The following is a 14,907-nucleotide window of genomic DNA, read 5'->3' as shown; positions in this document are numbered from 1 at the left end:
CTCAGTCCTCCCGCAGGTGGGGGTTGCTCAGCAGGTCGACCCCGAAGTTGAGGAACGACATGGCGGTGATGAGGAGGGCGAGGACGAGGCCGGGCGCGAAGACCCAGATGAACAGGCCCTGCGCGATGGCTCCCTGGGCGTCGGCCTGGTAGAGCATCGTGCCCCACGAGACCTGGCGCGAGTCGCCGAGGCCGAGGACGGCCAGACCCGCCTCGGCACCGATGGCCCCGGTCGCGGCACCGACGAAGCCGGCGGCGACCAGCGAGGTCATGTTGGGCATGATCTCGCGGAAGATGATCCGCAGCGTGCCCTCGCCGGAGAACTTGGCGGCGGTGACGAAGTCGCGGTTGCGCAGGGTGATGATCTGCGACCGCTTGCCGCGCGCCGCCCCCGCCCACGAGGTGATGGCGATGACCGCGACGATCAGCCCGACACCGCGCGTCTCGGCGTACGCCACGAGCGTGATGATGAGCGGCAGCACCGGGATGACGAGCGCCACGTTGGTGACGAAGGTCAGGCCGTCGTCGAGGAGGGTGCCCTCGGCATAGCCCGAGACCATGCCGATGAACAGGGCGATGAGGGTGGCGAGCACGCCGCCGAAGAGGCCGACGAGCATCGAGACGCGCGAGCCGTAGATCAGCTGCGAGGCGATGTCCTGGCCGTTGGTCGTCGTCCCTAGCCAGTTCTCGGCACTCGGCCCGGCGAGCGGCACGAAGTCGGAGTTGGTCGGGTCGTGCGGGGCCAGGAGCGGCGCGAAGAGGGCCACGAGGACGTACACGGCGACGATGACGATGCCGACCCGGGCCTTCTTGCTGCTCCAGATGATCTTCCACCAGGCGTCGGGCACCTGGGCGTCGCTGACCTCCTCGGCCGCGGCGGTGGCCTGGCCCTGGTCGACGTCGCCGAGCCGCATCGGGTCGGAGGTTGGGGTGGTGGTCACGACTCGCTCCTTCGCGCGCGGGGGTCCAGGACGCCGTAGAGCAGGTCGGCGACGAGGTTGGCCAGCAGCACGCCGACGGTGGTCAGCAGCATGAGGGTCTGCAGCAGGGGGTAGTCCTTGGCCCCGACCGCCTCACCCATGAGCCGGCCCAGGCCCGGGTAGTCGAAGACGGTCTCGACGAGGATCGCGCCGCCGAGGACGCTGCCGAGCGCCAGGGCGAAGCCGGTGACGCTGGGGAGGAGGGCGTTGCGGGCCGCGTAGCGCAGGGCGATCCGTCGCTCGGGCAGGCCCTTGGCCTTGCCGAGCCGGATGTAGTCCTCGCCGAGGTTCATGATCATCGTGTTGCGCATGCCGAGCACCCAGCCGACCGGGGCGACGATGAGCAGCGAGAGGGCCGGCAGCAGGGAGTGGGTCAGGGCCTCCTGGATGAAGGGGCCGTTGAACCCGGGGGTCGCGGCCTCGTACCCGCCCGAGGTCGGCAGGATCCCCAGCGTGTAGCCGAAGACGTAGAGCAGGAGCAGGGCGATCCAGAACGGCTGGAGCGTGCCGAGGAAGGTCGACCCCAGCGTGATCACGGAGTCGACCCGGGTGTTGCGGCGCCACGCGGCGAACGTGCCGAGGGTGATGCCGATGGCGAACGCGAGGACCTGGGTCACGACGACGAGGACGACCGTCCACCAGATCGCCTGGCCGATGACCTCGCTGACGGGGAACGGGTAGTACGTGTAGCTGAGGCCGAAGTCCCCGTGGACCAGGTCGCGCAGGTAGGCGGTGTACTGTTCCCACAGCGACCCGTCGGGGGTGCCGAGCATGGCGCGCATGGCGCGGACCTGCGCCGGGTCGAGGGCGTTGTCCTTGCCGGCCAGCCGTCGCACCATGATCTCCGCCGGGTCCCCGGGCTGGAGCCTGGGGATGATGAAGTTCAGGGTGACGACGGCCCACAGGGTGGCCAGGAAGAAGCCCACCTTTCGGGCGAAGTACTTCACGTCACGTCCTCCGTCGGTCTCGCGAGGGTCCCGCGTGCGTCCCACGCGGTGGGAACCGTCCCGGGGCGCGGGTCGCGCGCCCCGGGACGGTGCTCAGGGGGTCACTTCGGCGCGGTGAGCCGGGTGAGGACGAGGAGCCGGTCGTCCGACGGGTTGGCGTACGGGTCCTGCTCGCTGGGCCAGCCGGTCGCCTTGTCGGTGCGGTAGATGAGCCGGGTGGGCGCGTAGATCAGCGAGGTGACCGGGTACTTGGTCATCATCACGTCGACGAGCTTGCCGACCTCGGTGCGCTGGGTCGCCTCGTCGGTGGCCTGCGACAGCGCCGCGACCGTGGCGTCGACCGACGGGTCGGAGAAGCGGCCGACGTTGGGCAGGATCTCCTTCGCGCTCGGGAACTGCTTGCTCGAGAGCTTGGCCCCGATGTTGCGGGCCAGCTCGCAGCCGCCGTGGAGGTACTCGAGGAGGACCTGGAAGTCACCGGTCTTCTTCTGGTCGTCGACCGACTCCGGCGCGGAGGCGGTGACCTTGGTGGCGACGCCGACCTCGTTCATCCCCTTGGCGATGACGTCGGCGATGGCCTGGTAGTCGATGAAGCCGGCCTGCACCGAGAAGTTCACCGCGAGGGGCGAGCCGTCGGGGAGGGTGCGCTTGCCGTCGGCGCCCTTGGCGTAGCCCGCGGCGTCGAGGAGCTGGTTGGCCTTGGCCGTGTCGTAGGGCAGGACGGTGTCCTTGCCCTTGTACGTGTCGGGGAGCAGCTTCTCCATCGACGGCAGCTTCAGGCCGGTCTGGCTCGCGGGCTTCATGACGCCGTAGGTGGCCTTGAGCGACATGGCCTCCTTGTCCATCGCGTACGAGATGGCCTCGCGGAACTTCGCGTCGTCGAACGGCTTCTTCTGCAGGTTGCCGGTGAGGACGGTCATCCCGTTGGGCGCGTAGTAGAAGTGGTTGGTCTTCTTGTTCGCGGAGACGAAGGTCTTCTCGGGGTTGGGGACCTCGCCCCAGTAGGCGTCGAGCTCGCCGGCGCGCAGCTTCAGCGCGGCCTGGGAGGCGTCGTACTGACCCTCCTGGACGATCTTCTGGACCTTGACCTTGTCGGCCTGCCAGTACTCGGGGCGGCGCTCGAGCACGAGGCGGCGGCCGTTGAAGCTGGCCAGCTTGTACGGGCCCGTGGACACCGGCTTCTTGTCGATGTACTTCGTCGGGTCACCGACCTTGGCGTACACGTGCTCGGGCAGCATCTTCTGCTTGATGATCTCGTCGTACTTCGCGGCGGCGTTGCCGGAGAACGACATCGTCACGGTGTTGCCCTCGGCGGTGACCGACTGGGCCGGTGCGCCGAACGTGTCGGTCCACACCCCCGCCTTGTCCATGCCGGGGTACTGCTTCATGAGGTTGAAGGTGAAGGCGACGTCCTTCGCGGTGAACGGCTGCCCGTCGCTCCACTTCACGCCGTCACGCAGCGTGATGACGAGGGTCTTGTCGTCCTTCCACTCCGCCGAGTTCGCGAGCCACGGCGTCTCCTGGCAGGTGAGGCCGTTCTTGATGATGAGCGGCTCGTACAGCCAGAACGTCGTCAGGGGGTTGGGCGAGTACGGGTTGAAGTTGCCGAGACCGCCGACCGCTCCCTGGACCTCTGCGGGGAAGGTCAGCTGGGCGACCGTTCCGCCGCCGGCTCCTCCACCGGAGCCGCCGTCTGAGGCAGTGCCACCTCCTCCCGAGCACGCAGCGAGCGCAAGGCTCGCGAGCAGGCCACCGGCGGCGGCGAGGGACGTCGATCGAGTCAGCATCGTTGCTAGACCTCCTGAGCGGGTTCGTCGGGGCCAACGTAGGGTCCGCGAACGCACGCCGGGGGTCTGCGAAACCATGAAACTACTTTCATTGGACACCTCTGTTTTCATTTGTTTACAGGGGTTTTCACCCGCACACGGGTGGGGGGACGCTGGTAGGAACGACGACGTGCAGAACCAGCAGACCGTCCAGGTCCCGGCGCCCAGGCCCCGGGTCGACAGCGCGCAGGGACTCTCCGCAGAGTTCACGACCAACGGCTCCGCGGCCCGGCTGGAGGCCTTCGGCCACAGCCTCCTGCTCTATCCGGCAGGCGAGCTGGAGGCCGGCCCGGCCAACCTCCACCTCCGGGTCCACGACGGCGAACACGCCTCCTGGACACCGCTGCTCGGGCCCCTGTCGAACGGTGTGGTCGAGACCGGCGACGGCGTCGTGCGGGTGCACGGCACGTGGTCCGACCTCGACTGGGCGGTCACCTTCCGGGCCGGCGCCGGAGACACCTCCGCGGCACCCGAGGCGGGTGCACCGGCCCACGCGTCGTGGCGCTGGGACGTCGAGGTCGAGAACACCGGTGCGCGCGAGGTCGTCGTCGACGTCGTCCTCACCCACGACCCGGCACTCGCCCCTCCCGGCGCCGTCGCGACGAACGAGTACTACGTCGCCCAGTACCTCGACGTCTCGCCGCTGGCGACCTGCCGCGGCACGGCGCTGGCCGTGCGGCAGAACATGCCGGGGACGTCGGTGCCGTGGCTCGTCCTCGGCTCGCTGCGCCGAGGCACCGGCTGGGCCACCGATGCCCTGCAGGTCGTCGAGCGCACGCCGGAAGGCACCCGGTGGTCCGGGCTCGACCGCGCGTCGCTGCCCGCCACCCGCGTGCAGCACGAGCACACCCTCGTCGTCCTCCAGGACGAGCCGGCACCCCTGGCCCCCGGGGCCACGCACCGCACCGGCTTCGTCGGGCTGGTCCTCGCCGACCACCCCGAGGCCACCGACGCCGCCGACTCCCGCTGGCTCGACCTCGCCGTGGCCGAGACCCGCCCGTCACCGGCGGCCGTGGCCCTGTCCGGCGGGGTCCCCGTGGTCCCCACCCTGCTCGGCGGGGCGCCGACCGTCGCGTCGCGCCCTCTGACCGCCGACGAGCTCGACACCCTGGGCATCGCCCCGGTCACCGACGTCGAGACCTCGCCGACCGGTGAGCCGTGGGCGTGGTCGACGGGCGAGCACCACGTCGTCACGGCGGCCAAGGAGCTCGCGGTGCTGCGGCCCCACGGCCACCTGCTGCGCACCGGCTCGACCCTGTCCCCCGACACCCACTGCCTCACCACGACCGTGTGGATGGAGGGCACCTTCCTCTCGCAGGTCACCCGTGGGCACGTCGGTCGCGACCCCCTGCTCACCGGCCGCCGGTCCTACCTGGGCCTGCACCGGGCGCACGGCGCGCGCATCCTCCTCGACACCGACGAGGGCCCGCGCCTCCTCGGGACGCCCTCGGCCTGGCGGGTCGGCCTCGACGGCTGCACCTGGTTCTACGTGGTCGACGACCTCGTCCTCGAGGTCGGCACCGGCGCACCGGCCGAGCGCGACGAGCTGACCCTCACGGTGCGCGTGCGCGCCGGACGGCCGCGCCCGTTCCTCGTCGCCCTGGCCACCGCGGGTGAGCGTGAGCTCGCCACCTCCGCCTCCTCCCTCACCGTGGGCGGCGTCGACGGCTGGCGGGTCGACTGGGACGGCGCCGACACCACCGTGGGCGACGACGCCGTCCTCCACGCCGACCACACCTCGCGCGACGCCTCGTGGGTCACCCTCGCCGTGGGCGCCACCCGGGTCTGGCACCTGCGCATCGCCGCCGGGCTCGACGTCGCCCGCGAGGAGGACGCCGACCACCGGGCGCCGTTCTGGGACAGCGCCGCCCGCAACCTCGACCTCACGGCCGCGGACGCCCCGGCCGACCGCGCCGAGCTGCTGGCCCCCATCCGCAGCGCCCTGCCGTGGTTCGCCCACGACGCCCTCGTCCACTACCTCTCGCCGCGTGGCCTCGAGCAGTACACCGGCGGTGGGTGGGGCACCCGTGACGTGTGCCAGGGCCCGGTCGGGCTGCTCACCGCGCTCGACCGCCAGGACGTGGTCCGCGAGCTGTTGGGCCGGGTGTTCCGCGCGCAGAACGCCCGTGGCGACTGGCCGCAGGCGTTCGAGTTCCTGCCGCCGCTGCCGACCTCGGGACAGCAGGACTCGCACGGCGACGTCGTCTTCTGGCCGCTCCTCGCCACCGGCGAGCACCTGCTGGCCAGCGGCGAGGCCGACCTCCTCGAGGTCGTGCTCCCGCTCGTCGACGACACCGGGCTCACCGAGCCGCTGCGCGTCGCCGACCACCTGGCTCGCGCCCTCGACCGCATCGAGGCCGGCACCGTGGAGGGCAGCCCGCTCCCGGCGTACGGGCACGGCGACTGGAACGACTCCCTCCAGCCCGCCGACCCGCACCTCGCGAGCAACCTCGTGTCGGTGTGGACCTCGGTCCTGCAGACCCAGGCGCTGCGCACCCTCGCCGCCGGCCTGCGGGCCGTCGGGGCCGAGCCCGCGCTCGGCGAGCGCGCCGCGGCCCTGGCCGACGCCACCGAGGACGCCATCCACCACGAGCTGATCACCGACGACGTCCTGCCCGGCTACGTCCTGCACCACGACGACGGCACCCGCGAACCGCTCGTCCACCCCCGCGACCAGCGCACCGGCCTGACCCTGGGGATCCTGCCGTGGGTCCACGCGGTGAGCGCCGACCTGCTGACCTCCGAGCAGGCCGAGCACCACCTCGCCCTCATCGAGGAGCACCTCCTCGGGCCCGACGGCGCGCGCCTGTTCGACCGCCCGGTGGGCTACGCCGGCGGTCCGATGAGCGTGTTCCAGCGCGCCGAGGCCAGCACCTTCTGGGGCCGTGAGATCGGGCTGATGTACCTGCACGCGCACCTGCGCTACGCCGAGGCGCTGGCCCGGGTCGGCCGCGGCGAGCAGCTGCTCCGGGCCCTGGCCATCGCCACCCCCCGCGGCGCGGTCGACCTCGTCGGCCCGGCACGGCCGCGCCAGTCGACGACGTACTTCTCGTCGTCCGACGGCGCCTTCACCGACCGTTACGACGCCCAGGACCGCTACCCGGAGCTGATGGCCGGCGAGGTCCCGCTCGAGGGCGGCTGGCGGGTCTACTCCTCCGGCCCGGGGCTGTTCCTGCGGCTCGTCGTCGAGGTGTTCCTCGGCGTGCGGCGCCGGGGGACCGCCGTCGAGCTCGACCCCGTGGTCGACCCGGCGCTCGGCGAGCTGCGGGCCACCGTGCCCTTCGACGGCGGGACCCTCGACGTCCTCGTCCGTCCCGGCCGCGCGGGCCACGGCGTCACCCGGGTCACCTCCCGCGGCGCCGACCTCGCCACCACCGGGCTGGACAACCCCTACCGGCACGGCGGAGTCCGCGTGCAGCTCGACGACCTGCGCCGGGCCGTGGCCGGCCGCACCGCCGGAGACGACCGCCCCGACGTCATCGTGGAGACCCGCTGAGCATGAGCAGCTCCGACCGTCCCTGGCTCGACACCACGCTGGGCACGGAGGAGCGCGTCGACGCGCTCCTCGCCGCCATGACCCTGGAGGAGAAGGTCGGGCAGACGCACCAGGTCGCCAACCTCACCCCGGAGGACGAGGCCGCCATCCGCGAGGGTGGGGTGTCCTCCAGCCTGTTCGCGTCCGGAGCCACCGCCGGCAACGAGCGCGACGAGGGCGTGCTCGTCGGCAACATCGACGCGGCCCAGCGCCTCGCCGTGGAGGAGAGCCGCCTCGGCGTGCCGCTGCTCTTCGGGCGCGACGTCATCCACGGCCACCGCACGGTCTTCCCGATCCCGCTCGGGCTGGCGGCGTCGTTCGACGAGGAGCTGTCCGAGGAGGCCGCCCGCATCGCCGCGCAGGAGGCCACCCTCGAGGGGGTGGCGTGGACCTTCGCGCCGATGATGGACATCTCGGAGGAGCCCCGGTGGGGGCGGGTCGCCGAGTCGCTCGGTGAGCAGCCGGTGCTCGCCGGAGCTTTGGCGGCCGGGATGGTGCGGGGCTTCCAGGGCCCGGACGTCTCCGACCGCCGCCGCCTCGCCTCCTGCGCCAAGCACTTCGTCGGGTACGGCCTGTCGACCGGCGGGCGCGACTACAACACGGTGACCGTCGGCGAGAACACCCTGCGCAACCTGCACCTTCGCCCGTTCCGCGCCGCGGTCGACGCCGGGGTCACCACGCTGATGGCGGCCTTCAACGACGTCGACGGCACCCCGATGCACGCGCACCGCCGCCTGCTGCGCGACGTCCTCAAGGGCGAGTGGGGCTTCGACGGGGTGGTCGTCGCCGACTGGAACGGGGTCGGGCAGCTCGTCCGCCAGGGCGTGGCCGGCGACCTGCGCGAGGCGGCCCGCCAGGCCATCGAGGCCGGGGTCGACCTCGACATGTGCGGGGGCGCGTACACCGCCCACCTCGCCGACCTGGTGCGTTCGGGCGAGGTCGACGAGGCGCTCCTCGACGACGCCGTGCGCCGCGTCCTGCGGCTCAAGGTCCGGCTCGGGCTGTTCGAGCACCCGTACGCGGGCGACCTCGAGGGGTCGCCGGCCCCCACGGCGGCAACACGTGCGGTGGCGCTGCGGGCGGCGGTCGCGGCGCACGTCCTCGTGAAGAACGACGGGGTGCTGCCGCTCACGGAGGCCTCGGGGCGCGTGCTGCTCAGCGGGGCCTTCGTCGACGACGGCGACGCGCTGCTCGGCACGTGGGTCCTCGACGGACGCGGCGAGGAGGTCGTGACCCCGGCGGACGCGCTGCGGGCCCGGTTCGGGGAGAAGGAGGGTGTCACGCACGGCGAGCGCCTCGACGTCCTCGACGGCCGGTACGCCGACCAGGTGCTGGAGGTCTCGCGCCGGGCCGACACCACGGTGCTGCTCCTCGGCGAGCACCGCGGCCGGTCCGGCGAGGACCGCTGCGTCACCGACATCGGGCTGCCCCCGGGGCAGCTCGACGTGCTGCGGCACGTCGCCGCGCTCGGCAAGCCCGTGGTCGCGGTCGTCTACACCGGGCGCCCGCTGGACCTGTCCGAGGTGCTCGACCTCGCGTCCGCCGTGCTCGTCGTGTGGCACCCGGGCGTCGAGGCCGGCACGGCGCTGGCCCAGGTGCTCACCGGCGACGTCGAGCCGCACGGCCGCCTGCCGATGACCTTCCCGCTGTCGACCGGGCACATCCCGACGAGCACCCACCAGCGGCCGACGGGGCGCTTCATCCCGGCCGACCGCGACCCGTGGGAGGGCCGGTACGCCGACTCGCTGACGCACCCGCGCCTCCCGTTCGGGCGGGGCCTGTCGTACACGACCCTCGAGTACGGCGACCCAGTGCTGTCGGCAGCCTCGGTGCCCGTCGACGGCGGGGCCACCACGCTGAGCGTGCGGGTCACCAACACCGGCGAACGCCCCTGCCGCGAGGTGGTGCAGGTGTACGCCCACGACCCGGTCGCCGACGTCACCCGGCCGGAGGTCGAGCTCGTCGCCTGGCGCTCGGTGGCGATCGCGCCGGGCGCCTCCGAGGACGTCGAGTTCGCCCTCACCGCCACGGACTTCGCCTACACCGGCCGCGACCTCACCGAGCGGGTCGACGCCGGCGAGGTCGTCCTCCTCACCGGCCCGGACGCCGCGACCCTGCGCCCGGTCTCCCTCCACCTCACCGCCTGACCCTCCCGTACCCAGCCCACGACACCCCTCCCCAGGAGACCCCCGTGATCGAGCTGACCGCCAAGCAGGTCGTCGTCGACGGCACGCCCCGCATCGTCATGGCCGGGGAGGTGCACTACTTCCGGGTCGCCCGCGACGAGTGGGAGCAACGGCTCGACCTCGTCGTCGAGGCCGGCCTCACCGCGGTCGCCTCGTACATCCCGTGGGTCTTCCACGAGCTCCCCGACGGCTCGATCGACGTCGAGGGCCGCACCCGCCCCGAGCGCGACGTCGCCGCCTTCATCGACCTGTGCGCCGCGCGCGGCCTGATGTTCATCGCCCGGCCCGGCCCGTTCGTCATGGCCGAGCTGAAGAACGAGGGCATCCCGTTCCGCGTCTACCGCGAGCACCCCGAGGTCGTCCCGGTGGGCTGGGACGGCGTGCAGGCACCGTCGAGGACCGTGGACTACCTCGCGCCCGCCTTCCTCGCCGAGACGCGGCGCTGGTTCGAGGCCGTGCTGCCCCTCATCGCGCAGCGCCTCCAGCCGAACGGGGGCAACGTCGTCATGCTCCAGCTCGACAACGAGGTCGGGATGCTGGCGTGGGTCACCAACTCGCCCGACCTCACCGACCACCTGCTCGACCACCTCGGCCGCTGGGTCACCGCGAAGTACGACGGCCCCGGCCCGTACCCCGTGGCACCCGGCGGCGACGGCTGGGCGCAGGCCGTCCGCTCGCCGGAGGAGGCGTGGGCCGGTCCGCTGCGCCGCGACCTCGGCGAGTTCATGCGCGACCGCTTCGCCGACTACGTGCTCGCGCTGCGCGAGATGGCCGAGGACCTCGGCATCCGCGGGGTGCCGTTCGCCATCAACATCCACGGCACCGAGGGCGGCAGCGGCACCCCGTTCCCCATCGGCATCAGCCAGCTCGTGCGGACCTACTCGGGCATCCCCGGGATGGTCTCGGGCAGCGACCACTACATGGGCGAGGCGACGCTGACGACGATGAGCGACCTCTACGTCATCAACGCCTTCATGGACGCCGTGCACGACGCCGACCAGCCGCTGACCTCCCTGGAGTTCGAGGCGGGGTCGGGCGACTACGGCGCCGGGGCCGAGATGCAGTACGACCCGTCGACCGCCGACCTCAAGACGCGCCTGTGCCTCGCGCAGGGCAACCGGGTCGTCAACTACTACCTGTTCGCCGGCGGTATCAACCCGCCGCTCGACGAGGTCGTCGACGACGGCAACGACCGTCTGTCGTTCACCGGAGAGCGCCACGGCACCGCCGCCCCGGTCGGCCCGGAGGGCCAGCGCGGGTTCGCCTACGAGGCCACGGCGCGCACGGTCCACGCGGTGAAGGCGAACGAGTCGTGGCTGGCGGTGATGGACGAGGAGCACGACGACGTCGAGCTCGGCCTCGTCCTCGACGCGTACGCCACCGAGTACCACCACCCCGGCTCGGCCCTCATGACCGACGCCGTCGACGACCTGTCGCAGCACCGCGGCGCCGGCCAGCGCCGGGCCCTGGCCCGGTCGCTGCTGCTCGCCGGGTACCGGTTCGGTGCGGTGCACCTCGAGGAGCGTTCTCCCCGGCCCGGATCGGTCCTCGTGCTCGGTGCCGGCCGGTACCTCGCCGAGGTGGTGCAGCAGCGGGTGGTCGCCCACGCCGAGGCCGGCGGCCGCGTCCTCCTCCTCGGGCCGGTCCCGCAGCTCGACCTCGACGGCACGCCCTGCCACGTCCTCGCCGACGCGCTCGACCTCGGCCACGGCGACGTCGTGCGCGACACCGGCCACTACTACCCGTCGGTCGTCGCGCACGGCTGGGCCGCCCCGTGGCCCGAGATGCGCGTGGGCTGGCGCCAGGAGCTGCGGCCGAACCGCGGCGACGTCGTCCTCACCGACGTCTACGGCACGGTGTGCGGGGTCGACGTGCCGCTCGGCGACGGGCGCGTCGTCGTCCTCGCGGCCGAGCTGCCCTCGAGTCGCGACCTGTTCGGGCGCGCGCTGGCGGCCCTCGGGGCGACGCCGGGGGTGTCGACCGCGACACCGTTCCCGGGCGTCATCACGACGACCACGGCCTCGGCCGACGGGCAGCGGGCGCTGCACGTCATCAACATCTCCGGGGCGACGATGCCGACGACCGTGACCCTCGACGGGGCCGAGATGCACGACGGGCAGCCGCTGCTCGTGCCGCCGCGCTCGGGGTACGTGCTGCCGCTCGGCCTCGACGTCGCGGGGATCCGCCTCATCGGCGGCACCGGCGAGGTCGCCGGGGTGGAGGACGGCGCCATCCGGTTCCGGCCGCTGCTGCGGGTCGGCGACGGGCCGGGCCACGTCGACGTCACGCCCGGGATGGCCGTGCAGGCCGACGACGCCTACGAGGTCACCCCGTTCGCCGACGGTACCGTGCGGGTCACTCCCCACGAGGCGCACGCCGATGCCGAGCTCGTCCTGCGGCTCGACACCACGTCGCCGCACTTCGACCCCGCGGCCGACGAGCCCGAGCTGCACATCGAGGCCTCCGCCCACGCCTGACCCGGTACCCCTCCCGAGCGCGCCCCCCTCGCGCGCTACGGGGCAGTAGGCGTCGTCATCACCGCACGTACTGCCCCGTAGCGAGCTCGAGGAGGTCGCGAGGGCTGGACAGCGGGGGCATTCTGGGATGGCGCCCGAGGTCGGGCTCCCGACGGGTCAACCTTCCGGCAGGACACGCGACTCCTCCTCAGGACGCACTGCTGGTGCTGGGTCGGAGGTGGGACGTGGTGACGCGAGCGATCGACGCCGGGCCCACCGCGCCCCGCGGGACGCGGGAGCAGGCCCTGGAGGGACTGTTCCGGGCCCACTGCACCGAGCTGGTCCGGCTCGCCTACGTCCTCCTCGGCGACCGCGGGCAGGCGGAGGAAGCCGTGCAGGAGGTGTACCTGTCGCTGTTCCGGCACTGGCCGCCACGTGACGAGAAGTCGGCGCTGGCCTACCTCCGCTCGGGGGTCATCAACCGCTGTCGCTCGGACCAGCGCCGGATGTACAGCGCCCGGCGCGGCCAACCGCTGTTGCAGGCCGTGGCTCGCACCTCCGTGGCCGGTCCGGACGCGGCGACCGCGGTCGTCGCCCGGGACGAGGCCGACCGGCTCGCGCAGCTCGTGCGCGCGCTGCCGCAGCGCCAGCGCGAGGTCGTCACCTGCCGCTACTACCTGCAGCTCAGCGAGCGGGAGACGGCCGACTTCCTCGAGATCGGGATCGGCTCGGTCAAGCGCCACGCCCACCGCGGGCTGGCGACCCTGCAGTCACGTCTGGGGGACTCCCGATGACCACGATCGAGCGCAGGGTCAGCGAGGCGCTGCGCGCCTACGGCGAAGGGCTCGAGATGACCACGCAGGACGTCGACCGGCTCGAGCAGGAGCTCGAGCTGAGGGAGCGGGCCCCGCGGCCCCCGCGGCAGGGCACCGTCTGGCAGGGGCTGGTCGCCGCGTGCGCGGTGACGGGCCTCGTCCTCGGCATCCTGGCCCTGCGCGGCGACCCGGAGGCCGCGCCGCCTGCCGTCCCCCCACCGGTCACCCTGGCCGAGCTCGAGGGCATCTGGCACGTCGACGGGTCGCGGTGGCTGTGGCGGTTCGGCGCGGACGGCCGCGTGGTGCAGTCGGACGAGCCGAACCTCCTCACCGGCAAGGGGACGGCCACCGCGTTCACCGTGCGACCCGCCCCCGGCGGCTTCGACTCCGGGGGCGACCCGTTCGAGGCGGTGGGCTGCTCCGCGCGGTGGGCGGCCACCATCTCCGCCGAGGGGCGGATGCGGTTGCACGGGACCGGGCAGAGCCCGGAGTGCATCGGCCCCGAGGACCCTGGCGAGCCCGACTGGCACTTCACCCGCCTGTCCCCGGTCTCGGTCGCGGGCGCCGCGCTGCGGCCGGACCCGGCGACCACCGGCCCGATCCCGGTCACCGACCCCGGTCACCTCAGGGGGACCTGGCTGCTCCAGGGCACGGGAACGCTCATGACCATCGACGCCTCGGCCTCCTACGCCGTGCAGGACCTCGGGGCCGGCACCGCGGCGTACCGCGGCAAGGTCGCCATCGCGACCGACGGCGCGCTCACCTTCACCTCCGACCTCGCGCCGCGGTGTCCGGCCGTCTACGCCTCGGCGCGTTCCACCATCGGCTCGCTGGACACCGAGCTCGCCGCCGACAGCTGCCAGCGGCTCGGCGGGCTGGCCGACACCTGGATCCGGATCAACTGACGGTGCGCCGCCACACCCCCCGCTACGGGGCAGGACGTGTCGTGACCACGACACGTCCTGCCCCGTAGCGTGACGACGGACCCCGGGGGGAGGGGTCAGCGCTCGTCGGGGTCGGGGAGGAGCCACGCGGGCGGGTCGTCGACCGAGGTGATGACGCCCGACGCGTGCCGCGCGAGGGTCCGCACCGGGACGTCGCCCTGCCGCCAGATGCCGCGCACCTGCGTCGCGAGCCCGTAGCCGTCGGGGGCCCGCAGGAACGGGACCTCGAGGTCCTCGGTGGGCGCCGGGTTGAGGTTGTCGTTCGCGAGCGGGACGCCGTGCGAGAGCACCTGCTCGCCGGGCGACAGCTCGCGGATGGCGATGGCCCGCACGTGGTCGGGCCGGCGCGAGGCGAACTCGGTGTACAGCCGCGGGTCGTGCTGACCGTCGTCACCGATGAGCAGCCACTTGATGTGCGGCAGCTCGCGCGCCAGCCGGTGCAGCTGCGCGCGCTTGTGCTCCTGCCCCGACCGGAACCACCCGGTGTTCGTCGGCCCCCAGTCGGTCATGAGCAGCGGCCCGGCGGGGTAGCCGTTGCGCCGCAGGAACCGGGTGAGCGCCGGGGCGGTGTTCCAGGCGCCCGTGGAGAGGTAGATGACCGGGGCGTCGGGGCGCTCGGCCACGAGCTCGCGGTACATCGTCGCCATCCCGGGCACCGGCTTGCGCGCGCCCTCGGACCGCATGAACGTGTTCCAGGCCGCGATCATCGGCCGGGGGAGCGAGGTCGACAACACGGTGTCGTCGATGTCGCTGATGATGCCGTGGGTCACCGTGGTGCCCACGACGAGCACCGGCACGTCGATCGTCTCGGCCCGCGGCGAGCCGATGTAGACCCGGTGCCAGCCCGGGGACAGCCCGTGGCCGCGCACCGCGAGGTCGATGTAGCCGCCCCGGTCGGTGCGCGTGGTGATGATCCGGCCGTTGACCCGCACCGTGACCGGCTCGTCGACGGCCGGGGTCGCGACGAACGCCCGCCAGCCGCGCGTCTCGAGCTCGACGGCCCGCAGCCGCGCCGCGTAGGTGGGCTCCTCGGGCTCGTCCTCGGGGAGGCCGCGGGTCATGATGACGCGGCCGAACACCCGCAGCTGGCTCACGCTCCCGTACCCCGTGGAGGGCACGACGCGGGTCACCCACCCCCGGGCATCCAGCAGGTCCGCCTTCCGGGAGTGGTAGGCGTCCTCGACGAGTGACGCGGCGTGCGGTCGCGGCATGTGCCCGA

Annotated in this window: 9 protein-coding genes; 5 read left to right on the top strand and 4 right to left on the bottom strand. The window is 73.0% G+C overall.

The window, feature by feature from the left end:
• Nucleotide 1: 1 nt before the first annotated feature.
• The 3 genes from ACFLFB_RS00895 to ACFLFB_RS00885 form a co-directional block, all read right to left on the bottom strand.
• On the bottom strand, nucleotides 2-940 hold the full coding sequence (locus tag ACFLFB_RS00895; protein ID WP_392543821.1) for an ABC transporter permease: 939 nt from the start codon (nucleotides 938-940) through the stop codon (nucleotides 2-4).
• Nucleotides 937-1,926, bottom strand: a complete 990-nt coding sequence (locus ACFLFB_RS00890; RefSeq protein WP_392543820.1) for an ABC transporter permease — start codon at nucleotides 1,924-1,926, stop codon at nucleotides 937-939. The genes ACFLFB_RS00895 and ACFLFB_RS00890 overlap by 4 nt, the downstream gene beginning before the upstream one ends.
• Before the next feature lie 101 nt (nucleotides 1,927-2,027).
• Nucleotides 2,028-3,713, bottom strand: a complete 1,686-nt coding sequence (locus tag ACFLFB_RS00885; protein ID WP_392543819.1) for an ABC transporter substrate-binding protein — start codon at nucleotides 3,711-3,713, stop codon at nucleotides 2,028-2,030.
• Nucleotides 3,714-3,882: 169 nt separating this feature from the next.
• Here ACFLFB_RS00885 and ACFLFB_RS00880 point away from each other — a divergent pair, with 169 nt between their 5' ends.
• The 5 genes from ACFLFB_RS00880 to ACFLFB_RS00860 all read left to right on the top strand — a co-directional run bounded on the left by ACFLFB_RS00880 (nucleotide 3,883) and on the right by ACFLFB_RS00860 (nucleotide 13,649).
• Entirely contained in the window at nucleotides 3,883-7,248 is a 3,366-nt protein-coding gene (locus tag ACFLFB_RS00880; protein WP_392543818.1) for a cellobiose phosphorylase, read from the top strand.
• 2 nt (nucleotides 7,249-7,250) lie between these two features.
• On the top strand, nucleotides 7,251-9,434 hold the full coding sequence (locus ACFLFB_RS00875) for a glycoside hydrolase family 3 N-terminal domain-containing protein (RefSeq protein ID WP_392543817.1): 2,184 nt from the start codon (nucleotides 7,251-7,253) through the stop codon (nucleotides 9,432-9,434).
• Nucleotides 9,435-9,478: 44 nt separating this feature from the next.
• Nucleotides 9,479-11,950, top strand: a complete 2,472-nt coding sequence (locus ACFLFB_RS00870) for a beta-galactosidase (protein ID WP_392543816.1) — start codon at nucleotides 9,479-9,481, stop codon at nucleotides 11,948-11,950.
• Nucleotides 11,951-12,177: 227 nt separating this feature from the next.
• Nucleotides 12,178-12,723, top strand: a complete 546-nt coding sequence (locus tag ACFLFB_RS00865; RefSeq protein WP_392543815.1) for an RNA polymerase sigma factor — start codon at nucleotides 12,178-12,180, stop codon at nucleotides 12,721-12,723.
• Nucleotides 12,720-13,649 (top strand): hypothetical protein, encoded by a 930-nt coding sequence (locus ACFLFB_RS00860; protein WP_392543814.1) that lies wholly within the window; start codon nucleotides 12,720-12,722, stop codon nucleotides 13,647-13,649. The genes ACFLFB_RS00865 and ACFLFB_RS00860 overlap by 4 nt, the downstream gene beginning before the upstream one ends.
• Nucleotides 13,650-13,744: 95 nt before the next feature.
• On the opposite strand, the gene ACFLFB_RS00855 is transcribed toward ACFLFB_RS00860, so the two are convergent.
• Complete coding sequence (locus ACFLFB_RS00855; RefSeq protein ID WP_392543813.1) at nucleotides 13,745-14,899, bottom strand: App1 family protein; 1,155 nt, start codon at nucleotides 14,897-14,899, stop codon at nucleotides 13,745-13,747.
• Between the last annotated feature and the right edge of the window lie 8 nt (nucleotides 14,900-14,907).

The sequence above is a fragment of the Oryzobacter telluris genome, from assembly GCF_043099285.1.
Classification (GTDB): domain Bacteria; phylum Actinomycetota; class Actinomycetes; order Actinomycetales; family Dermatophilaceae; genus Oryzobacter; species Oryzobacter telluris.
Note: the sequence above shows the minus strand (reverse complement) of the source record. Positions and strands in the feature narration are given on the sequence as shown.

Bases quoted from the DNA above. Each gene is read 5' to 3' on its own strand.
- ACFLFB_RS00885 (WP_392543819.1), bottom strand. From the start codon at position 3,713: ATGCTGACTCGATCGACGTCCCTCGCCGCCGCCGGTGGCCTGCTCGCG.
- ACFLFB_RS00875 (WP_392543817.1), top strand. From the start codon at position 7,251: ATGAGCAGCTCCGACCGTCCCTGGCTCGACACCACGCTGGGCACGGAG.
- ACFLFB_RS00860 (WP_392543814.1), top strand. From the start codon at position 12,720: ATGACCACGATCGAGCGCAGGGTCAGCGAGGCGCTGCGCGCCTACGGC.
- ACFLFB_RS00855 (WP_392543813.1), bottom strand. From the start codon at position 14,899: ATGCCGCGACCGCACGCCGCGTCACTCGTCGAGGACGCCTACCACTCC.